The sequence below is a fragment of the Stutzerimonas kunmingensis genome, from assembly GCF_900114065.1.
GTDB lineage: Bacteria > Pseudomonadota > Gammaproteobacteria > Pseudomonadales > Pseudomonadaceae > Stutzerimonas > Stutzerimonas kunmingensis.
Genome location: NZ_FORS01000014.1, coordinates 22747 through 44641 on the forward strand (window position 1 = coordinate 22747; position 21895 = coordinate 44641).

The 21895-nt window shown below is 58.9% G+C and carries 16 protein-coding genes, 3 pseudogenes and 1 other annotated feature; of the genes and pseudogenes, 8 read left to right on the forward strand and 11 right to left on the reverse strand.

The genetic code is table 11. The annotated features are described in order from the left end of the window. Window positions 1-12 precede the first annotated feature (12 nt). The 3 genes from BM275_RS20620 to BM275_RS20635 form a co-directional block, all read right to left on the reverse strand. Window positions 13-666 carry a 3'-5' exonuclease gene (locus BM275_RS20620; RefSeq protein WP_015275829.1) on the reverse strand — a complete coding sequence of 218 codons (654 nt, stop codon included), beginning with the start codon at window positions 664-666 and terminating at the stop codon, window positions 13-15. A gap of 518 nt (window positions 667-1184) precedes the next feature. After that, window positions 1185-1499, reverse strand: a complete 315-nt coding sequence (locus BM275_RS22500) for a hypothetical protein (protein ID WP_003291462.1) — start codon at window positions 1497-1499, stop codon at window positions 1185-1187. After that, window positions 1499-1903 (reverse strand): DUF6957 family protein, encoded by a 405-nt coding sequence (locus BM275_RS20635; protein ID WP_049326336.1) that lies wholly within the window; start codon window positions 1901-1903, stop codon window positions 1499-1501. The genes BM275_RS22500 and BM275_RS20635 overlap by 1 nt, the downstream gene beginning before the upstream one ends. Window positions 1904-2823: 920 nt before the next feature. On the opposite strand from BM275_RS20635, the gene BM275_RS20640 reads away from it, so the two are divergent. From BM275_RS20640 to BM275_RS22655, 8 genes and pseudogenes are all read left to right on the forward strand, one after another. Next, complete coding sequence (locus BM275_RS20640) at window positions 2824-3075, forward strand: PIN domain-containing protein (protein WP_090523291.1); 252 nt, start codon at window positions 2824-2826, stop codon at window positions 3073-3075. 599 nt (window positions 3076-3674) lie between these two features. Beyond that, a complete protein-coding gene (locus tag BM275_RS20645) occupies window positions 3675-5174 on the forward strand; it encodes an aldehyde dehydrogenase family protein (protein WP_003291466.1) in 1500 nt (499 codons plus the stop codon). 63 nt (window positions 5175-5237) lie between these two features. Next, window positions 5238-6362, forward strand: a complete 1125-nt coding sequence (locus tag BM275_RS20650; protein WP_015275826.1) for an alkene reductase — start codon at window positions 5238-5240, stop codon at window positions 6360-6362. 66 nt (window positions 6363-6428) lie between these two features. After that, window positions 6429-7412 carry an LLM class oxidoreductase gene (locus BM275_RS20655; protein ID WP_015275825.1) on the forward strand — a complete coding sequence of 328 codons (984 nt, stop codon included), beginning with the start codon at window positions 6429-6431 and terminating at the stop codon, window positions 7410-7412. A gap of 138 nt (window positions 7413-7550) precedes the next feature. Next, window positions 7551-7856 carry an ArsR/SmtB family transcription factor gene (locus tag BM275_RS20660; protein WP_015275824.1) on the forward strand — a complete coding sequence of 102 codons (306 nt, stop codon included), beginning with the start codon at window positions 7551-7553 and terminating at the stop codon, window positions 7854-7856. Window positions 7857-8123: 267 nt separating this feature from the next. Next, window positions 8124-8618 (forward strand): annotated as a pseudogene (locus tag BM275_RS20665) (IS66 family transposase); the annotation flags it as partial. Between the two features lie 179 nt (window positions 8619-8797). Continuing rightward, a complete protein-coding gene (mobH, locus tag BM275_RS20670) occupies window positions 8798-10393 on the forward strand; it encodes a MobH family relaxase (RefSeq protein ID WP_473828333.1) in 1596 nt (531 codons plus the stop codon). Window positions 10394-10506: 113 nt separating this feature from the next. Beyond that, window positions 10507-10638 (forward strand): conjugal transfer nickase/helicase domain-containing protein, encoded by a 132-nt coding sequence (locus BM275_RS22655; protein WP_419723467.1) that lies wholly within the window; start codon window positions 10507-10509, stop codon window positions 10636-10638. 79 nt (window positions 10639-10717) lie between these two features. Here BM275_RS22655 and BM275_RS20675 read toward each other — a convergent pair whose 3' ends face one another. The 8 genes and pseudogenes from BM275_RS20675 to BM275_RS20705 all read right to left on the reverse strand — a co-directional run bounded on the left by BM275_RS20675 (window position 10718) and on the right by BM275_RS20705 (window position 21889). Beyond that, a complete protein-coding gene (locus BM275_RS20675; RefSeq protein ID WP_019406651.1) occupies window positions 10718-13369 on the reverse strand; it encodes an excinuclease ABC subunit UvrA in 2652 nt (883 codons plus the stop codon). An 8-nt stretch (window positions 13370-13377) separates the two neighbouring features. Then, window positions 13378-13954 (reverse strand): annotated as a pseudogene (locus BM275_RS20680) (ATP-dependent DNA helicase); the annotation flags it as partial. Continuing rightward, window positions 13951-15255, reverse strand: a complete 1305-nt coding sequence (locus tag BM275_RS20685; RefSeq protein WP_374417594.1) for a VRR-NUC domain-containing protein — start codon at window positions 15253-15255, stop codon at window positions 13951-13953. The gene BM275_RS20685 and the pseudogene BM275_RS20680, both read right to left, overlap by 4 nt. A gap of 129 nt (window positions 15256-15384) precedes the next feature. Then, a pseudogene (locus BM275_RS22620) lies at window positions 15385-15590 on the reverse strand (VRR-NUC domain-containing protein); the annotation flags it as partial. A gap of 668 nt (window positions 15591-16258) precedes the next feature. Beyond that, on the reverse strand, window positions 16259-17398 hold the full coding sequence (locus tag BM275_RS20690) for a glutathione-independent formaldehyde dehydrogenase (protein WP_015275821.1): 1140 nt from the start codon (window positions 17396-17398) through the stop codon (window positions 16259-16261). Window positions 17399-17705: 307 nt separating this feature from the next. Beyond that, a protein-coding gene (locus tag BM275_RS20695) for an IS3 family transposase (RefSeq protein WP_085983834.1) occupies window positions 17706-18928 on the reverse strand; the annotation gives its coding sequence in 2 pieces (ribosomal slippage) (window positions 17706-18643 and window positions 18643-18928; 1224 coding nt in all). Then, window positions 18534-18650 (reverse strand) — a sequence feature (AL1L pseudoknot). It overlaps the preceding gene by 117 nt. Before the next feature lie 124 nt (window positions 18929-19052). Continuing rightward, a complete protein-coding gene (locus BM275_RS20700) occupies window positions 19053-20972 on the reverse strand; it encodes a class I SAM-dependent DNA methyltransferase (RefSeq protein WP_090523294.1) in 1920 nt (639 codons plus the stop codon). Window positions 20973-21247: 275 nt separating this feature from the next. Further along, a complete protein-coding gene (locus BM275_RS20705; protein WP_090523297.1) occupies window positions 21248-21889 on the reverse strand; it encodes a peptidase M15 in 642 nt (213 codons plus the stop codon). Between the last annotated feature and the right edge of the window lie 6 nt (window positions 21890-21895).

Sequence of the window (21895 nt, forward strand, 5' to 3'; positions counted from 1 at the left end):
CCGTCCGCCCTACTACGTCGGTTGCCTCGCGCTGAGCAGTAACTGCGCTAACCGTGCCAGATTACGCGCATCGTCGATGGCCCTGTGATGCTCACCCTCCCAGGAAAGGCCTATGTTTTCCACTGCACACTTCAGCCCTAGCGCACGGCAAGCGAAAATCTTCCAAAAGCACTTCTTTAGATTGATATGACGCGCCGGATCCAGCAATACATCTACCCCTGCTCTGAAAGCGTCCTCCTTCAGCTGGTTTCGGTCGTAATCGCCCCAAGAGCACCAGCGCCAGCCTTCTGTATTTCGCGGCCTCAGCCAGTCACCAAGCTGATCTTGTACCTCCGCGAAACGCTTTGCAGTATCGACGTCAGATTGAGATATGCCGGTCAGCCCCGTGCAAAACTCAGTTAGCGTGGGGCGAAGTAGCGGTCGGACAAACTGTCCGAAATGATCGACAATCCTGTACTCCAACTGAACATCCAACAGCGCGATGCCAATTTCGATCGTCTCCATCTCGTCGCGCTGGACCTTCAATACGTGAGCGTTCCGGGCCGCCTCGTTTAGGCCGGCAGGGTATTCATCGCAAGTCGCTTCCAGATCCACGCAAAGTAACCAGCGACTTTCTCCAATTTGTTGACGAAGCGCATCAAGCTGCCCCCAACGCTTTACCTGCATGACACCCCGCCCTTCTTTTCCTCAGAGGATATAAACTTACGAGCATCAGCACGGACCGTGGGCTCAGTTTTATAGTAGTGACACGAGAAACGGATCACTGAATCGTTACCGGGGTTGCGTGTATGCCTTTTGCCCTCTGTGCCAACAGCCAATCCAGTGACAGGCGCCCGTCTTCTTTGAAAGTCACAATAACGTACAAGCTGCCCGTGGCGGTAAACAGCGCCCAAAAACCGCCTTGCTCATGAGCTTTCAGTACATCTGAGGTCCGAACCCGGTGACCGTCCTGGAACCTTCCATACACATCCGCCCGTACGTGACGATGAACCACGCCGATACAACAGCCTGCGATTAAATAAGCGTCCGTGAGATACGCCGTAACTTCCCTACCAAAACACATATCCATTGCTCGCGACAACGCGTCAGATACATCACGTGTTTGGTCGATACTTCGTTTAGTTGAACTCATCACGTCAGCACCCAAATTCGGATCAAAACTCGTTGCGCCCCCCCACTAACGGCTAGCTGTCCAACCAATAATCGTCTCGAGCAATACGCCCAAACTTGTAGTCTTCATGCTGCGGGGCGTCGCCAAACAAATGATGTATGCGTCGCTCCTGTCGCAGGTACGCCAAGGTCATGAAGAAGCAGGTTTCACACATCCGTACGCGATAACGCTCACCGTCATGTCGCGCGCCGTATCCCCAGTGCGCTTGCAGCACACCGAACTGTTCGCCGTACCCAGGCACTCGCATGGAGGTACCACAGACGTCGCAAGGCACATCGGGGTGTCGGTTGTCTGGTACGTCCATGCCCGCCAATATCTGACGACGCATCAAAAAATCTTCAACACAGTAGTGAGCTCGGCGCTTTTGCGAGCCCCTGGGCCAGCAAGCACATATCGCGTATTGCGCGTTCTGAAAATGCACCCATCGGCAAACTCAATCAGTTGTGTTGTACGCACCCAGTCACCCTCTTGGAAACGGTTGGCACTGTCGTACAACACGCGGCCGGCATACACCATCGCGGGCTGTTGCCCGGCCGCCTGTAACGTTTCTCGTATCGCGTCAGGCACGATGAGATCGATCCAGATCCAGTCACGCACAACACAGAAAGGCACCTCGTCAAGCAACGCAGCCGCTGAACCACGCGCGCACGCCTCTGCTAACGACATCTCGATACCAGGCATTACCTCACCCGGGGCGTATAACAAATGAGATACTTTCTTTAAATCGTCCATACCATCTCTCTATCTGAGCCATAGATGTCTAGAGGCAGAATCTGGGCAAAACGTCCCTACCTTGACAAACCTACCAAGTATGAAAAGCTTGTTTCCCAATGAGCGTCAGTTCTGACTATTAATATATGGCCTGAGTCTAAAAGGCGAGCAGCGCAACCCCATCAACCTCCATTATTAAACTAAGTACCTTATTCATCGATGCAAGCCTATGGCATCGCCCCACTACGCTCAGTATTGGACAAAAAACAGCAACCTGAAACCAATGCAATAAAATAATCCAGCTCCAACCACTGCTCGTCAAGCACTTTTAGAAAAGAAAAAGCCAACCACTGACCATCGGTATTTGTAATACGTATATATTGACAAGGATTGCCAGAACTCACGCACCAGAAGAGCAAGAAAGATAATCCTTATCGGACTTACCCTAGGCGCGGCCAATGACTATTTGAGATCAAGACATATCTCCACGGACGATGCGAGGCTGATCCAACCGGCTCGGAGTCGTCTTTTCGAATTTTGAAATTTCGCACCGTTGGTAATCACCACAAGCGAGGCGCGTCTGTGACGCGGAAGGGTACCGCGACTCCTCGCGACTGCTTAAATTGCAAACGAAAGCGGATGACCTGAGTAATTTGTAGCGAGGGGCAGGTTCGAGAAAGTCTGCGTACGCTGAGATCTGCTCACTAACATCTAGCTGCCTATCTAGTGCACGCACGAAGCGCGTCACGCGTCGAGCTGTACGGCGGGGCCACAAAATGATGGAAATTATGGCTCAGCAATAATTATGGCTGAGCCATAATTCCATATAACCGCAGCGTCACGGAAAAACCGCAATTATTTACAGCCTGCAATTGACCATGACAGCTGCCCCTCCAACGAGGGGATAGACTAAGTAGGTTAGCTAACTCGGGGCTGTGGAGATGATCGAGGATCGCGCCAATGAGCTGTTCATCAGCGCCGCTAGCATCTGGGAAATCGGCCAAAACGCGATGGGCAAAGCCAGCTTTCAGTTCGATACAGGAGTACTAAGAAGGTCTCTTCTGGACGGCGACTACAAGGAGATGTCCATGACCAGCCGACACGCCATTACGGCTGCGGCCTCGCCTCTCCTTCACAGCGCCCATTTGATCGGATGCTCATCGGACAAGCCGCTTCGGAAGGCTTCATCCTAGTAACCAATAATCATGCTATAGCGAAGTATTCGGGGCCAATCAAGCACGTCGGTTGAATGCGCCAGCCTTCGATACCCTGTCGTAACGGGATGTCTAATGACCATACAAGCCGTCTGCCTGCCTGAAAAGTGTCCGGATGGCCGTGGAATCGGTGTCCGGATGCTCGTGGAATGAGTGTCCGGGTCAGCGTGGAATCACTGTCCGGATGTGCGTGGAATGGGTGTCCGAGTCAGCGTGGAATCCGCAATCAAACGCTCCGGCTACGGGCGCGAGCTAATCGGCTTGGGCATCAAGGAATTCGTCAATCACAAGCTGATTAGCGTCATCGATATTGACGCGCCGTTCTAACTTCATCTGCACATCAACGCAAACATCAATACCTGATGCAGCCAGCCTCCATGATGAAAAGCTCAAGGGAGCTGGCTGCATAGGCAACCCTGGCGCGAAGCACGGCGCGTTCCCAGCTGATCCAGAAGTGAGCTGCAAGGGCGTGGAAATATGCACACGTGCCGGAACCAATAGCGTTATATTGACATATATGAATATTGCGAATAGCCTGGACTCGTAACCCGCGCTAGAAACCTCAGGAGGCACCCCCCATGAAAGATTCCAGCGATACCCATCCGAATCACCTTCCCGACAGCAGCTACGGCCTGTTTATTGACAACCAGTGGGTTTCGGACGAATACGGTGAAACCCTCGACATTATCAACCCCGCCAACGGAAAAATTCTCACCAACATCCCAAACGCCACAGCTGCCGACGTCGACCGCGCGGTGCAGGCCGCACAGCGCGCCTTCATGACCTGGCGTACCACCTCACCTGCGGAACGCGCCAATGCGTTGTTGAAGATCGCCGACCTGCTGGAAGCCGATGCCGATCGGTTCGCCGTTCTGGAAACCCTTGATGTAGGTAAACCCATTCGTGAAAGTCGCTCCGTCGACATCCCGCTGGCAATTGATCACTTCCGCTACTTCGCCGGCGTAATCCGCAGCCAATCGGATGAGGCGGTCATGCTGGATGAGCAAACACTCAGCATCGCTCTCAGTGAACCCCTCGGAGTTGTGGGCCAAGTGATTCCGTGGAACTTCCCGCTGCTTATGGCCGCCTGGAAGATCGCTCCGGCCATCGCAGCGGGTAACACCGTAGTCATCAAACCTTCCGAGCTGACCCCGGTAACCATCCTCGAACTGGCGAAGATCTTCGCTAAGGTACTTCCAGCCGGCGTGGTCAACATCGTCACAGGCTTAGGCACCACAGTTGGGCAGGCGTTACTGGATCATCCGGACCTGCGCAAGCTTGCCTTTACCGGCTCGACGCGTGTCGGCGAACTCGTCGCCAATGCGGCAGCGAAGAAAATCATTCCCGCCACCCTTGAACTGGGCGGCAAGTCGGCCAACATCGTTTTCCCCGATGCGAACTGGGACAAGGCCGTGGAAGGCGCAGTCCTCGCCATCCTGTGGAACCAAGGCCAAGTCTGCGAATCCGGCGCACGGCTGTTCGTTCACGAATCCATCTACGAACGATTCCTAGCTGAGCTCAAGCATAAGTTCGAAGCTGTACGTGTGGGTGACCCACTGAACCCGGACACCATGATGGGTGCACAGGTCAGCAAGTCCCAGATGGAACGGATCCTCGGCTACGTCGATATCGCCAAACAGGAAGGCGCTGAGGTACTGATCGGCGGCGGTCGTCTCACAGGTGCCAATTACGATGCCGGCTTCTTCATCCAGCCAACGATTCTGGTCGGTGTTCGCAACGATATGCGCGTCGCCTACGAGGAAATTTTCGGCCCTGTTCTGTGCGTCATTCCTTTCAAGGATGAAGCGGAGGTCATCGCCATGGCCAACGACTCCGAGTACGGCCTAGCCGGTGCAGTCTGGACCCAAGACATCAACCGGGCGTTACGTGTGGCACGCGCGGTGGAAACCGGACGTATGTGGGTAAATACCTACCATGAGATCCCTGCCCATGCCCCCTTTGGTGGCTATAAGAAATCTGGCCTAGGACGGGAAACTCACAAGTCAATGCTGGAAGCCTACAGCCAGAAGAAGAACATCTACGTCAGCCTCAACGAAGCACCGCTCGGGCTCTTCTGACCTCCTTGAACCATATTTTTTTGACTTATAACATCGAATATCTTAGATATGCAGGTAAGCAAAATGACACACTCAGAACTTTTTAAAACCACTCAGCTGGGCCCATACACCCTCAAGAACCGTATCGTTCTGCCGCCACTGACGCGTTCACGCAGCTCTCAACCCGGCAATATTGCGAACGACCTAATGGCCACATATTACCGTCAGCGCAGCGGTGCTGGCTTCATGGTGACCGAGGGCACACAGATCGAACCCCGAGGACAGGGTTATGCCTGGACACCTGGCATTCATAGCCCGGAACAGATACAAGGCTGGCGTAAGGTCACCGACGCTGTTCACGCCGAAGGGGGGGTGATCTTTGCTCAACTTTGGCATGTGGGCCGCGTGTCGCACACGTCGCTGCAACCCGGTGGTGAAGCGCCCGTCGCGCCATCAGCCATCCGCGCGGACAACGTCAAGGTGTTCATCGAAACTGGCCCCGGCACGGGTACACTGGCCGACCCTTCGACCCCACGAGCCCTGTCCACCAAGGAGGTAAAGGAACTGGTTGAGCTCTACGCCCAAGCAGCCCGAAATGCTTTGGACGCAGGTTTTGACGGGGTGGAGCTTCACTGCGCGAATGGGTACCTGGTAAACCAGTTCATTTCGGCGCATACCAACCAGCGTGATGATGAATATGGCGGTTCGCTGCAGAACCGTCTTCGCTTCCTGCGCGAAATCACCCTCGCCGTTGCTGGTGTCGTCGGCAAGGAGCGCGTTGGCGTTCGCTTCGCCCCGCTGTTCGCGACCACAGACGAAGACCGCGTCTACCTTGGCCTGGTCGAAGAAGATCCTCACCAAACCTACATCGAGGCAGTGAAGATCCTCGAGGAAGTAGGCATTGCCTACCTGTCGCTCGCCGAAGCCGATTGGGAAAACGCACCCGAGCTGCCTGAGACGTTCCGGGAAGCTGTTCGTAAGACCTTCAGCGGCAAGATTATCTATGCCGGCAAGTACACCGCTGAACGAGGAAATCGCGTGATAAAAGCTGGCTGGGGCGACCTGATCGCTTTTGGCCGCCCCTTCATTGCGAACCCCGACCTGCCCGCTCGTATCGCCAACAACTGGCCGCTTAACCCAGTTGATCCAAGCAGCATGTACGGCGGTACCGATAAGGGCTACACCGACTACCCGACTTACAAATCCTAAACGCTCAGAGCCACGCCCCATAACTCAGGGGCGTGGCTCAGCGTTTGCTGACCGAGGAAGTTAAGCATGTACCAACCGAGCACGATCCCCTACCAAGAGCATAGGGGATTCAAACGAACCTTCAGGCAGGGTCATCTAAGCCTTGGGCTGTTCTTTCCCCTGGAGGCTTTCGAAGGTGATACACCGAGCATGCTAGATCAGGTCGCGCTGGCCAAACGTGCAGAGGCACTTGGTTTTTCGGCGCTCTGGTTTCGCGACGTCCCGCTCAGGGACCCAAGCTTCGGTGATGTCGGCCAGGTTTTCGACCCTTGGGTGTATCTGGGCTACATCGCAGCCCATACAACAAAAATCGCACTAGGCACCGCCTCCATCGCCCTTACTTTGCGTAATCCCTTGCACACGGCAAAGGCCGCAGCGAGCATTGATCAATTGAGCGGAGGTCGCTTGCTCCTGGGAGTAGCCTCTGGCGATCGTCCCGTGGAGTTTCCCGCATTCAGCGTTGATCCAGAACAGCGTGGCGAGACCTTTCAAGAAAACCTCAATGTGATACGCCAAGCCCATCGAACACACTTCGAGCCCATTCGCTGGAGTCACGGCGAGTTACTGGGGGCCGATCTCGTTCCCAAACCTACGACTCGGGAAATACCGCTATTCGTAACCGGACACAGCCGCCAGCCGCTCGATTGGATCGCGCGTGAAAGCCATGGATGGATCAACTATCCACGTCCGCCAAAAATGCAGCGACTCATCGTGGAAGATTGGCGACAGGAAACGGCTAAACAATGTGGCACTATCTACAAGCCGTTCTTGCAATCGCTGTATATCGACCTGGACGAACACCCATCCACGCCACCCTCGCCTATCCATCTAGGATTCCGACTGGGACGTAACCACCTGCGGGCCTTGCTGGATACACTTCAGGAAATCGGTGTAGATCACGTCATCCTGAACCTCAAGTATAGTAAACGCCCCGCAGCAGAGGTTATCGAGGAACTTGGCAAACATATCGTCCCGCAATTCGGCGCACAGGTGCCCGATAGTCCTACCTGACAGGACAATAGGATTCCAGTCCAAACCAGCCCGTCATTGCGACGGGCAGGCGCGCAGAGATCATGGCGAAGCCTTCCAATTTGATGCGCGAATCAGGAAGATATCTAGATATCGAAAAAAACAGGTCTCAAAAAATTCATGACTATTGACGTCAACGAAGCCCTGAAAGCATTGGCGAACCCGATGCGCCTTGCCATCCTCAATTGGCTCAAGGATCCCAGGACAGTCTTTCCCGAGCAGGAAGTCGACCCAGAAACGGTAGGCGTGTGCGTCAGTATCATCCAAGAGCGCACGGGCCTCTCGCAGTCAACGACATCGCTTTATCTCGCAGCTCTACAGCGCGCGCAATTGGTGACATCGCAGCGGATCGGCCCCTGGACCTACTACAAACGCCACGATGAGAATATCGATGCCTTCTTCAAGGCGCTGCAAGAAAGAATCTAGGGCTGCACACCCTTGTATTTCTGACTGATTTCAGTCTTTGCCGATGTCAAAAACAGCAATCTGACCAAATAACGATCAGATCATCCGAAGCTTCGAGTGATCGAACAGCATTACCAGTGATGCGGTGCGCGGAAAAAACGCTCCTATAGCAAAACTGCCACTTGACAACGCTGAAACCAGGGGCTGTACACGCAAAAGACAGCACACTCCAGAGAGGGACGCGAAGCCCTTCAAGTGCTCTTCTACGGCCAACCTTCTTTAGGGGGCAGCCGCCACGGCGTCGACATCCCACGCCAGCCCCTGGCGCGTTGGGTGATCCAAAGTGGCGAGCAACTGCAACCGTTGCTCAACCTGATGCGCGACAAGCTGCTGGACTACCCCGTGTTGCACTGCGACGAAACGCGCTTGCAGGTGCTGCATGAACCGGGACGAGACCCCTCGGCACAATCCTGGATGTGGGTGCAAAGCGGTGGGCCGCCGGACAAGCCGGTGATCCTTTTCGACTACACAGCCAGCCGCGCGCAGGAGGTGCCGCTACGCCTGCTCGATGGCTACCGCGGCTACCTGATGACCGACGACTACGCCGGTTACAACGCCGTGGCTACACGCGACGGCATCGAACGCCTGGGCTGCTGGGCGCATGCGCGACGCAAGTTCGTCGAAGCCCAAAAGGTGCAGCCCAAGGGCAAGACTGGGCGTGCCGACGTGGCGCTGAGCCTGATCAACAAGCTCTACGGCATCGAGCGTGACCTGAAGGACGCTGACCATTCCATTCCAGCGGGTTCCCCATTGACGCTGGAGCCGCATCCCATTTCCCGCTATACCGAAGCGGTTAAAGGCCAAAGGGCCGAAACGGCAAGGGAATGGGGGTGCAAGGGGAAAGGCCCTACCTCGAAAAGGCGAAAAGGCATCCCGGCCGGCCCCCCCCAGAGGACACCCACATGCTCTCCCTGTTCCAGCGAAAACGGCCTCCGGTCACTGCCCCATCACCAGCGCCCGCCACCGACCTCCCCAAAGGGCTGCTACGGCCCGAATCGGCCGCATCGCTGCTGGCGACACCGCGCCGACAGAAGCTGCTGGAACACATCTGGCAGCGCACGTCGCTGTCGCGCCGGCAGTTCGCCACGCTGTACCGCACGCCGCTGGAGCGCTACGCCGAGCTGGTCCAGCAATTCCCCGCTTCCGAGAGCCATCATCACGCTTACCCCGGCGGCATGCTGGATCACGGGTTGGAGATCGTCGCCTATGCGCTCAAGCTGCGGCAGTCCCATCTGTTGCCCATCGGCGCCAGCCCCGAAGACCAGGCGGCGCAGTCGGAAGCCTGGACCGCCGCCGTTGCTTACGCCGCGCTGCTGCACGACATCGGCAAGGTGGCCGTCGATCTGCTGGTCGAGCTGGCAGACGGCTCGCTGTGGCATCCCAGGCACGGCCCGCTGCACCAGTCGTACCGCTTCCGCTACCGCGAAGACCGCGAGTACCGGTTGCACAGCGCCGCAACAGGGCTGCTCTACCGCCAATTGCTCGATGGTCCGCTCCTAGACTGGCTCAGCGGCTATCCGTCTCTGTGGGCACCATTGCTCTACGTCTTGGCCGGGCAGTACGAGCACGCCGGCGTGCTGAGTGAACTGGTCGTGCAGGCTGATCGCGCTTCTGTGGCACAGGAACTGGGCGGCGATCCCGCGCGCGCCATGGCCGCGCCCAGGCACGCGCTGCAACGCAAGCTGCTGGACGGGCTGCGCTTCCTGCTCAAGGAACAGTTGAAGCTGAATCAGCCGGAAGCCTCCGATGGCTGGCTCACTGAGGATGGGCTGTGGCTGGTGAGCAAGACTGTCTCGGACAAGCTGCGCGCGCACCTGCTGTCTCAGGGGATCGACGGCATTCCTGTGAACAACACCGCCGTCTTCAAAGTGCTGCAGAACCACGGCATGCTCCAGCCCACCTCAGACGGCAAGGCGGTCTGGCGCGCGACCGTGACCAGTGCGACCGGCTGGTCCTACTCGTTCACCCTGTTGCGCCTCGCGCCCGCGCTGATCTGGGAATCCGGCGAGCGGCCAGCGCTTTTCGCAGGCACGGTGGCGATCGACACGACGCCAGCGGAAACCAACGGCAGTGCACCAGGCACACCGCCCGCGGTCGTGGGGCAGCCAACCCCCGAAGGTCTGGAGACTCCCCCTTGGGAATGCCCTCGCAGCGATACCGCCTTGCCGACTGCGGCCCCGCCCGTGCCTGACGTCATGGAGGACATGCTGGCGATGGTTGGATTGGATCGCACGGCCGACATGGGGAAGGGTGAAGATCCAGTGGAGAAAGTCCCTGCCCCAACCACAGCCGCAGCGTCTCCCTTGCCACTTACCCCTGCGCCTGGACCTGCATCAACTCCAACAGTCGCGATACCATCCGGGGAGCATTTCATGACGTGGCTGCAACAGGGAGTCGCCGCGCGGCGACTCATCATCAACGACGCCAAGGCGCTCGTGCATACGGTGAGCGACACCGCCTACCTGGTCAGTCCCAGCGTGTTCCAGCGCTATGCGTAGGAACATCCCAGGTGGATGCGCTGGTCAGGCAGGACAAGCAACCGGATTGGCAGTGGGTGCAAAAGCGCTTTTAGAAACTGCAGCTATACCGCAAGCACCCAAATGGCCTGAACATTTGGACCTGTGAAGTCACGGGCCCGAGGAAGTCCCGCCGACTGCATGGCTACCTCCTCGAAAATGGGTCCTTGGTATTCGCCGAAATACCGCCCAACAATCCCTATCTTGCTCTGACTCAGGAAGGATGACGCGACTCGGGCAGCGACCGTCACCACCGTGTGGCGACGATCAATGCCCCGCGAAGCTGGCAACATTTGGCGAACTAAGCTACTCGGCCCGCGCCAACTCCCGTGCAAGGAACGGAGCGGTTCGGCTGCCAGACTTTCGGGCCACCTGCTGAGGGGAACCCGCCACCACGATGCTGCCGCCGGCAGCGCCCGCGCCTGGCCCTACGTCGATCACCCAGTCGGCTTGGGCCACCGCACGCATGTCGTGCTCGATCATCACTACGGTATTGCCGGCATCGACCAGGCGCTGCAACTGCACCAGCAGCCGGTCGGCATCCGACGCGTGCAGCCCGGTGGTCGGCTCGTCGAGCACGTACAGGCTTCGGCCGCGCTGGCTGCGCTGAAGCTCGGTCGCCAGCTTGATGCGCTGCGCCTCGCCACCGGAAAGCTCAGTGGCCGGTTGCCCCAGGCGCAGATAGCCCAGTCCGATGTCGCGCAGCAGTTGCAGGGGCCTTGCCACCGCGTCTTCACCCGCGAAGAATTCGCTGGCCTCGTCCACGGTCATCTGCAGCACCTCGGCGATGTTGCGCCCGTTCCACTGCACCTTCAGCGTGGCCTCGTTGTAGCGCGCGCCATGGCAGGTCGGGCACGGCGCGTACACGCTAGGCATGAACAGCAGTTCCACGCTAACGAAACCTTCGCCCTCGCAAGTCTCGCAGCGCCCCTTGGCGACGTTGAACGAGAACCGTCCGGCATCATAGCGGCGGCGTCGAGCATCGGGCGTGGCGGCGAACAGCTTGCGCACATGGTCGAACAGACCCGTGTAGGTAGCCAGGTTCGACCGCGGCGTGCGCCCGATCGGCTTCTGGTCCACCTGCACCAGGCGCTGTATGGCGTCCACGTCGCCCGCCAGATGGCCGCCGGTCGCTTCGACCACTGCCGGCCCTTCGCTGGTGGCGCTTTCGGCGGCATCGTCTTCAGGCTCGTGGCCCAGGTGCAGCAGCACCAATTCCGGCAGGGCCTGCGCGATGAGGCTGGATTTGCCGGAGCCAGAGATGCCGGTAACGGCTGTCAGCACGCCCAGCGGAATGCGCGCATCCACGCCATGCAGGTTATGGCGGTGGATGCCCTGCAGCTCCAACCAGCCGGTCGCTTCGCGTGCTCGGCTTCCGGGTGCGGGAATTTCGTCAAACAGGTAACGTGCAGTACGCGATTCGGCAATCTTGCGCAGGCCATCCGGCTCGCCGCTGTAGAGCACGCGGCCGCCACGCTCCCCGGCCTCCGGCCCGACATCCACGAGCCATTGCGCGCGGCGCATCAGGTCCAGGTCGTGCTCCACCACAAACACCGAGTTGCCCGCGTCGCGCAGCCGGTCGAGTGCATCGTACAGGGCCTGGCTGTCGGAGGGATGCAGGCCCGCCGAGGGTTCGTCAAGTACGTACACGACGCCGAACAGCAGGGAACTTAATTGCGTGGCCAACCGCAAGCGTTGCAACTCGCCGGCCGAAAGCGTCGGCGTGGCCCGGTCCAGCGTCAGGTAGCCCAGGCCTAGCTCGCGCAGTTGGCGCAGGCGCGCCATCACGCCTCCAGCCAGGCGCTGTGCGGCGAGGCGCTTTTCTTCCGACAGCGCGGAGGTACGGCGCACGTCGGGCGATACCGCATGGACCGCATGGCCGGTGGCAGCGCGTTCGGCACGCTCGCGCCGGGTCGCTTCCTTGTCCGTAGCCGCACCCGCTGCATGGGCGCGGAAATCGCCCTGTGCGATGGGTTCGAGCAATGCCGCCAAGTGGTCCAGCGGCATCTGCATAAACGCGCCGATGTCCACCCCAGCGAAGGTGACCGACAGCGCTTCGGGCTTGAGCCTCTTGCCGTGGCAGGTGGGGCACGGCTTGCCCTCCATGAACCGGGATACGCGCTTTCTCATCAGCGCGCTCTGGGTATTGGCGAAGGTGTGCAACACATACCGCCGGGCGCCGGTGAAGGTGCCCATGTAGCTCGGCTCCATCTTGCGTTTGAGCGCGGTACGGGTTTCGGCAGGCGTGAAACCGGCGTACACCGGCACCGTTGGTGTTTCCTCGGTGAACAGAATCCAGTCGCGATCCTTTTTCGGCAGGTCCTTCCACGGCCGGTCAACGTCGTAGCCCATGCTGACCAGGATGTCGCGCAGGTTCTGGCCCTGCCAGGCGGGTGGCCAGGAAGCAATCGCCCGCTCACGGATGCTCAGGGAGGGGTCGGGCACCATGATCGCCTCGGACACCTCGTACACATGACCCAAGCCGTGGCAGGTCGGGCACGCCCCCTGCGGCGTGTTCGGCGAAAAATCCTCGGCGTACAGCATCGGCTGATTGGCGGGATAGGCGCCGGCGCGCGAATACATCATCCGCACCAGGCTGGACAGGGTGGTCACACTGCCCACGGAGGAACGCGCATTGCTGGACCCCCGCTGCTGCTGCAGCGCCACCGCTGGTGGCAGGCCGTCGATCGCATCTACGTCCGGCACGCCCGCCTGGTCGATCAGGCGCCGTGCATAGGGGGCCACCGACTCAAAGTAGCGTCGCTGCGCCTCGGCATAGATGGTGCCGAAGGCCAGCGAGGACTTCCCGGAGCCGGAGACACCCGAGAACACCACCAGCGCATTCCGCGGGATAGAGACGTCCACCTCTTTGAGGTTGTTCTCACGCGCGCCACGCACCTGCACGAGGCCGCTGGCCGCAGCGGTACAAGAGGATTCACCGAAAGTATTGTTTGGCATGTTCTTATCCTGTAGTTCGCCCCGCTCAGGACGGGACTTCCTGAGTGGTAGGGAAAACTGATGCTCTGCAGATGCTCGTCACGCTTGATGCGGTGCTTCTTCCTGTTCAGCCCCGCTCAGAAACAATTGGCACTGCTGATTGAAGAAGTCTTCCAGTTCAGCGGCTGTGAAGTGGTCGCTGAAGGCATGCTCGGCGTGACTCATCACGTCGAAATACACCACAGCCAATTCCAACTCTTCCAGCTCAAGCTGCTGGCAGAGCAGCCAGCCGTAGACCTTGACCTGCGCCCAATGCAGCAGCCGGTGGTTGGCCGGAATGCGGCTGATATCGCCACGGTGGGTTTTGATCTCTTCTAGGCGCCGCTCTTACGGATCGTACCCGTCGGCCCTGCCGCCGACCAGCAGGCCGGGGTAGCTGCCACTTAGAGGTAACTCGGCGATATAGCCGTCTCCCCGCCGATCAACCACTGTCTGGTGCCCAGCCATGCCTTCCTGAGCGGTGGGGGAAGGGGTGAAGCGCAGATCCAGGTCACCTTCCTTGGCGGTGAACTCGCACAGTGCCCGCACCGCTACCCGATAGCTCATGCCTCAGCCCAGCGCACGTAGCAAACTACAACGGCGATACCGTGCTCAGCCGCGAAACTGAGCCAGCGTTTCTGGTTGTCCTGCAGGCGGTCGCCGGGGCCTTTGACCTCAATCATCCGGTAGCGATGTTCCTGCGGATAAAACTGGATCAGATCGGGCATGCCGGCGCGGTTGGCTTTCAGATCTCGCAGCAGGCGGGTAAAACAGGCGTGCAGGTGTGCAGCGGGAATGCACTGCAGGGCTAGTTCCAGGCGCGCCTCATCGAGCATGCCCCAAAAGACGAAGGGTGATTGCAGGCCGAACTTTTCCTGATACCGAGCCTTGATCAATTGCCTGTAGTCGGGTTGTTCAAGTTGCAGTAGACAGCGTTTGAACAGGTGTTGGCGGCGCGCATAAAAGTCCGGGCTGTGCAGGTCCACCGGGCCACTGTGGAACGGGTGAAAAAATGACCCCGGCAGCGGTGCGAAGATCGCCTCCCAGCACAGCAAGCCGAACAGGCTGCAGAGCAGGGTATTTTCCACATAGTGCACCGGAGCATCATCCTGCTGCAGGTGATCACGCACAGCTATCTCCACACTGCCATGTGTCGGCGCCGGCAATACCAAGTCGATGCGGGTTTCGCTCGCAGCCTTGGGCTTTTTCACCATCTGCAGGCCGAGCTTGCGCTGCAGGCGGGTGAGGGCTCGTTCCAGGCGCTGGCTTTCTTCATCGCTGCCTGGGGTTTGGCTAAAGGCCAGGGCCTGATCATAGGCCTCGGCATCGCGCCCCAGTTGTTCCAGTACGCGAATCTGTCGCCAGCGGGCTTCGCCATGCGCGCTTTGCTGATAAAGCAGCAGGGCCTGCTCCAGCTCACCGCTCCTCTCCAGTTGCTGGGCGATCTGAAACAGCAGGCACGATTGGCGGCTGCAAAGGTATGGGTTGCTTGAACTGAACGCCAGCAACGGCGGTACAATGTCCGCCAGGTCTGCGCCTTGCTCAACGCTGACGCGTAACTGGCGCAGGTGCAGGTAATCCTCAAGATCCTGGCGGCACTGAAAACCACGTGACTCCGGGCCTATATCCACCGATTCGTAACGGTAGATGCCCAGATCCGTCAGCACGAACTCGGACCAGTCCTGAGCCAGATTGCCAAAGAACATCAGGCGCAAACGATCACACAACTCGCCCACCATCAGGCTGAGTAACTGATCATCCAACATAGGGCACCAGTCCGTGAAGGTCTGGGCAGGTAGCTCCATTGCGCGCAGTTGTTCGAGCAGCTCGGCCTTTTTCTGCGCCGCGCGGCGGTCTGTGAGCGGCATATGAGTCAGCACCTCATCCTTGCGCAGCAGCTCGGCAATCTCATCGGCTGTGAGCAGCGCCTGCTCGGTGATCCATCCCTGTTCAAGCAGTGGATCGGCAGCAGCCAGGCAGTCGCCGATTTCCGGGTAAACGAGCTTGCTCAGACGAAAATGACAGCCCTTGCGCTAATCATGCGCACCAGCAAGGCCTGGGATGGCCAGGGCAGGGTATTGAAGGTGTCGAGAAAGGCACGTTCTTCATCCGCCAGTAGATCTGCATAGCGCTCAGCCACCCAGGCGAGTGCCGTACGGAAATTGCTGAGGTAGTAAAGCTCAGGGGCTAACGAGACGGACATGGTAGTGATCACTGTATTCTTGTACAGGATTGTCCGTGTTGCGGTGCCGAGGATCAACTGGCGCAGAAGCTGACGGTATCAGCAGGTGAAAGTGGCCAACTCCAGCCCGATGCTACTGGCGACTCCCGGCCGGTATCTGCCTGTCGCGTTAAGCAGGTACCGGCCGAGACTGTGTAAAAACGTTTTCAAGTGCGGCAGGTACTCAAACACAAGCTAGAAATCGTGCATCTGGGAGAAATCCACATTTGCTGACGTGCCGATAAACTCCAGATTTCACGTAGACGCGAGTACTTCAATTTTGACGAAGCGTTTTTACACACTCTGGGCCAATAGCGGTCAGTCGCGATACCATAGAGATGATTCACCATAAGGCAGCGACTGGAGCTCACGCAGCAATAATCCTTAGATCCATTGCTAACTGACTAATACAAGATGCTGCTGGTTGGCAGATTCGATTCGTTCTCTCATCAGGATCACAAGCCGTCGGTACTCAAGCTTAGGAACAGCATGGCGATTGGCAGATTTCCAAAGTCGCCATGAGTCGCTCAGAACGATGTTTCATGACCGGCGAAACTTGGATCCTGCCTGAGCATCATTGATGCTCGCATGGATTCGAACGATACAGCATCCGAGTAGCCGCCCCGAGCAGGAGACGGCTACTCAAAACACTAAGCCGCAGGCTTCATCACAACCTTCGTCCACCCCTTGTCTCGTGCATCGAAGTGCTTATAAGCACTTGGGCCATCATCCAGCTTCAATCGATGGGAAACGATCTGCGAGGGTGCGGCACGCCCGTGATGAATTAGCTCAGCCAACTGGCGGTTGTACGCCTTGACGTTGGCTTGCCCGGTGCCGATTTTCTGCCCTTTGAACCAGAAGGAACCGAAGTCGAAAGCCATCTTCCCTTCTTTGGCTAACTCGTTCTTGGCACCCGGATCTTGGGGAACGAATAGCCCGACTACTCCGATACCACCGGTTGCCTTGGTCGAGGCGACGAGGTTGTTCATGGTCAGGTGATTCACCTCGTGGCCATGTTTGTCGCAGCACTGGTAGCCCACGCATTCGCACCCACGATCCGTGCCTTTACCATCGGTGTAATTCAGGATTTCATCGACAGCCTTCTGCTCGACGGAATTGATTGGCGTGGCCCCCATCTGGGCAGCCAGTTTCAAGCGGTCTGGTTGATCGTCTATTACGAAGACCTGCGAAGCGCCTTGGATAAGCGCGGAGTGCGCCGCCATCAAGCCGACCGGGCCTGCGCCGTAGATGGCAATGGACTCGCCTGGTTGCAGCCCCGCCAGCCTTGTTGCGTGCCATCCCGTGGGGAAAATGTCGGAGAGCATGACGTAGTCGTCCTCGCGCTCCTTCGCATCCTCAGGCAGCACGAGACAGTTGAAGTCCGCGAAGGGAACTCGCAGCAGCTCGGCCTGGCCACCGTCATAAGTGCCCATCTCTGCAAAGCCGTAGGCGGCACCAGCGCTGCCTGGATTGGCGGTCAAGCAATAGCCGGTAAGTCCTTTCTCGCAGTTTTCACAAAAACCACAGCCGATGTTGAAGGGCAAGCAGACCATGTCTCCAACCTTAACGCGCTCAACTCCTGCACCTACCTCGACCACCTCACCGAGGTTCTCGTGACCGAAGACTCGACCCGTCTCGAAGGTGGTTCTGCCTTCGTACATGTGCAGATCGGAACCACAAATATTCGTGGATGTGACTCGAACGAGAGCATCCGTTGGTCTCTCGATCTTCGCATCTGGGACGTTCTGGACGCTGACGTCACGCGGGCCGTTGTAGACGATTGCTTTCATCTGGGTTCTCCAAGTCAGTTCAAAGGAGCGCCGATTGCGCTTTCGCTCCTACCTTGGTTAGTCTCCCATACAACGCGCGTTGTTCAGGAAAACTGGTCAAAGCCTGACGGGCGGTACCGCGTTCGAGGCTGATGCAACAGCTCTAAAACGACCATTTTCCTCTATTGAAGCGCACGTCGCCGTTGCTCGGCACTGGACTAAACTTTCCGTTTTTGCAGACAAATCGAGATGCCCAATGGAGACCGCTAAGATTCAAGCATTCGCAAACTGAATCGCCCCGGCTTTTGTGGAGGCCGTTTCGTTTAAGTCAGGCAGCCATGGCCTGACCTGCTTGTTGCTGGTAGAAGTTTGCCTCAGCCTCCGCAGGCGGGATATAGCCGATTGAGCTCAACAGCCGCTGGTGGTTGTACCAGTGCACCCATTTCAAGGTCGCCATCTCAACAGCTTCGCGGCTCTTCCACGACTGGCGGTAAATCAGTTCGGCCTTGTACAGACCGTTGATGGTTTCGGCCAATGCGTTGTCGTAGCTGTCGCCCTTGCTGCCAACCGAAGGCTCAATGCCGGCCTCTGCCAGTCGCTCGGTATAGCGAATCGAGACGTACTGGCTGCCGCGGTCGCTGTGATGGATCAGACCACCCGTACGATATGGCTGACGGGCATACAGCGCCTGCTCCAGGGCATCCAGCACGAAGTCGGTCTTCATGCTGGTACTGACTCGCCAGCCGACGATCCGCCGCGCAAACACGTCGATCACGAAGGCCACGTACAGCCAGCCTTGCCAGGTCGATACGTACGTGAAGTCCGATACCCACAGCTGATTGGGACGCTCGGCATGGAACTGCCGCTGGACACGATCCAGCGGGCAGATGGCCTTATCACCGGCCACCGTTGTCCGCACGATCTGGCCGCGCCTTATGCCCTGCAACCCAACCTGACGCATCAACCGCTCCACCGTGCATCTGGCCGCTGCGATGCCTTCTCGCCTGAGCTGCTTCCAGACTTTCATCGCGCCATAGCACTGCATGTTGGCATCCCACACGCGCTGGATTTCCGGGATCAACGCATCATCGCGCCGAGCACGGCAACAGCGCAGTGCCGGGTTGCGCTGCTGCGCCGCGTGCCTGCGGTAACCGGACGGGGCAATCTGCAAGACACGGCAGATCGACTCGACCCCGAGACGGTCACGATGCTGATCGACAAATCCCCTCAGGACTTGGTGCGGCGGTCGAGCTCCGCCTGGGCAAAATATGCGCTGGCCAGGCGCAGAATCTCGTTGGCTTTGCGCAGCTCGCGGTTCTCGCGCTCCAGGGCCTTGATGCGGTCGCGCTCTTCGGTCGTTTGGCCGGGGTGCTGTCCAGCGTTGGTCTGCTGGCGACGAATCCAGCCATGCAGCGTTTGCGGGACACAGCCAATCTTCGGAGCAATGGCCTCAATGGCCGCCCACTCGGATGGATAGTCGTTCAGGTGTTCCAGAACCATGCGCACAGCACGTTCACGGACTTCGGGGGAGTAGGTCGTAGTCTTTCTCATGGCCTCATCTTCTCAAGAGTTGAGGCCTCCACGAAACCCGGGGCGATTCAGATCGCGCTGAGACGGATTAACGTACCCTTCTTGGAAAGCTGCGCACTCAGCCAAAGTAACGGTTCGACGCACATTAGAACTCATACCCCAGCCCCCCCAGCTTCTGCCGGATCAACTGATCGAGTTCCGCGCCCTTCTGCATCTGCTCGCCGAGCTGTTTGGTCAGCCGCTGCATTTTCTCGGCAAAGGCTTCGTCGTTGTCTTCCATCTCTTCGGCACCGACATAGCGGCCCGGCGTGAGCACATGGCCGTGTTCGGCAATTTCCGCCAGTTTGACGCTGCGGCAGAAGCCGGGGATATCCTGGTATTCGGCAATCTCACCACCCACATCCAGCGGCTCACCGCGCCAGTTGGCGACGGTTTGTGCGATGCGTTCGATATCGGCATCGGTCAGTTCGATCTGCACGCGGCTGACGCTGGTGCCGAGTTTGCGTGCGTCGATAAACAGCACTTCGCCGGGCCGGGCGGTTTTCTGTTTGGCGAGAAACCACAGGCAAGCGGGAATCTGTGTGTTGAAGAACAGCTGGCCGGGCAGCGCGATCATCACTTCCACCACGTCGGCCTCAACCATGGCTTTGCGGATATCGCCTTCGCTGTTCTGGCTGGAGCTCATCGAGCCGTTGGCCAGCACGATACCGGCACGACCATTGGGCTTGAGGTGGTAAAGCATATGTTGCAGCCAGGCGTAGTTGGCGTTGCCCTGCGGCGGCGTGCCATACACCCAGCGCGGGTCGCCTTCCAGGCTGCCGTGCCACCAGTCGCTGATATTGAACGGTGGGTTGGCCAGCACAAAGTCAGCGCGCAGGTCTGAGTGCTGGTTGCGGACAAAGGTGTCGGCCGGCTCTTTGCCCAGGTTGAAGTCGATACCGCGAATGGCCAGGTTCATCGCCGCCAGGCGCCAGGTGGTGGGGTTGGCTTCCTGGCCGTAGATGGACACATCGCCCAGCTTGCCGCCGTGGGCTTCGATAAATTTCTCGGACTGCACAAACATGCCGCCCGAACCACAGCACGGGTCGTACACCTTGCCATGGTGCGGGTTAAGCACGGCTACCAGGGTTTTCACGATGCTGGCCGGCGTATAGAACTGCCCGCCGCGCTTGCCTTCGGCGCTGGCGAACTGGCCGAGGAAGTATTCGTAGACCTGGCCGAGTAGGTCGCGGGCCTTGTTGGTGTCGTCACCAAAGCCGATGGTCGAGATCAGGTCCACCAGCTCACCGAGCTTGCCGTCCGGCAACTGGGCGCGGGCGTAGCGCTTGTCGAGGATGTTTTTCAGCCGAGGGTTTTCCGCCTCGATGGCGGCCAGGGCATCGTCGATGCGCTTGCCGATATCCACCTGTTTGGCGGCGGCGCGAATCGACTCCCAGCGCGCTACTTCCGGCACCCAGAAGACGTTGACCTCGCGGTAGTAGTCGCGGTCTTCCAGCTCGGCGTTAAGCGCCTCCGGATCATCGTCGCCCAGATAGTAGTCGTCGTTTTCATCCAGCAGCTTGTGCGTAAGCTCGGCGCGGCGGCCGGCGAAGCTGTCGGAGATGTACTTGAGAAAGATCAGCCCGAGCACGATGTGCTTGTACTCGGCGGCGTCCATATTGGCGCGCAGCTTGTCGGCGGTGGCCCAGAGGGTTTTCTCCATGGCCTCGATACTGGTGGCTTGCTGCAGCTTGGCCGCCTTGCCCTTGCTCAGCGCCGCTGCGGCGTCGGCCACATAGGCGGCACTGACTTCTTCCACTGCGGCCGGCTCGAAACGCTCACGCGCCTTGCTCAACACCTGATCGGCCAGGCTGCTGCCCGATGCTTGAGCCCGCAACACCGAGCCGCCGCGACCACGGCCCTTTTGCAGCACGCCCTGTTCGATCAGCCCATCACGCGCCGCCCAGAAGGCGTCTTCGCTGATCTGCGGAAACTGCCCTTTCAGACGCTCCAATAGCGACTGATTGCCAATGCTCGATCCATCGGCAGGTACGGCGGCCAGCAGGGCCTGCTGCAATTCATTCATTCACAACTCTCCACAGCCGCCCGCCGCAGCGCGGGCCAGCCCAATTCAGACACAGGTGGCAACGAAACAACGGAAACCGGAGAGAAGCTGAGTACCGCGCACGCCGAAGCGCATGTGGAGAGCCGTCCCTGGGATACCGTGACCTGCCATTTTGCGATGGCAGTCACCTTATCCACTGCCGGCGCATGGGTAAAGCCGGACGTTTCCTTGGCTCACTGGTCAGCCCCCATCAACCAGCCAGCACCCGCCGCAATGCCCGGCACAGGCGAAGCTCATCACGCCAGGCTAGCCAGCCAGGGCTCGACGACGTGCTTGCGCTCCTCAGCGCCCAGCGTGGCCACGCCCTTGTGCACCAGCGCCTTCTTGTCACCGGTGTGCGGGTTGGTGGCATAGGTATTTATGCTCGGCAGCACCTGCGGGTTGGCGCTCCAACGCAGGTTGAAGGCTGCAAGCTTGGGGAACCAGTACTGGTTGGCGTAGGGCAGGTTGTCGTGCATCCACCAGGCCAGCGGCGTCCAGTCGCCGGTCTGGTCGTACCAGGGCAGCAGGGCCGGCACCACGATGCACGCGGTGGCGCCCAGGTGGCCGTCGGCATCCGGGTAGTCCCAGATATGCGCGGCGTAGTTGCTTTCATTCTTCGCGCAGTTGTTGCCGTCTTCTGCCCCCTTGGCATTCACCGCCGGGGCGCGATACGCCGAGCGAATGGCGATACGGCCGAAGCGCTCTTGCAGTGGCTCAAGCAACTGCTCGCAGAGCTGGCGGCCTGCCTCGATGGCACGGTCGGGGAAGTCGGGGATATTCGCGATGCCGTCGATCTGGCTGATTTCCGAATAGAGAAAATCGCGCATGAAGAAGCTCTTGGAGAGCCTGACACGCCCCAGATCTTCCAGTGCCTGCACGGTGGTGGGTTTATTCATGGAGGT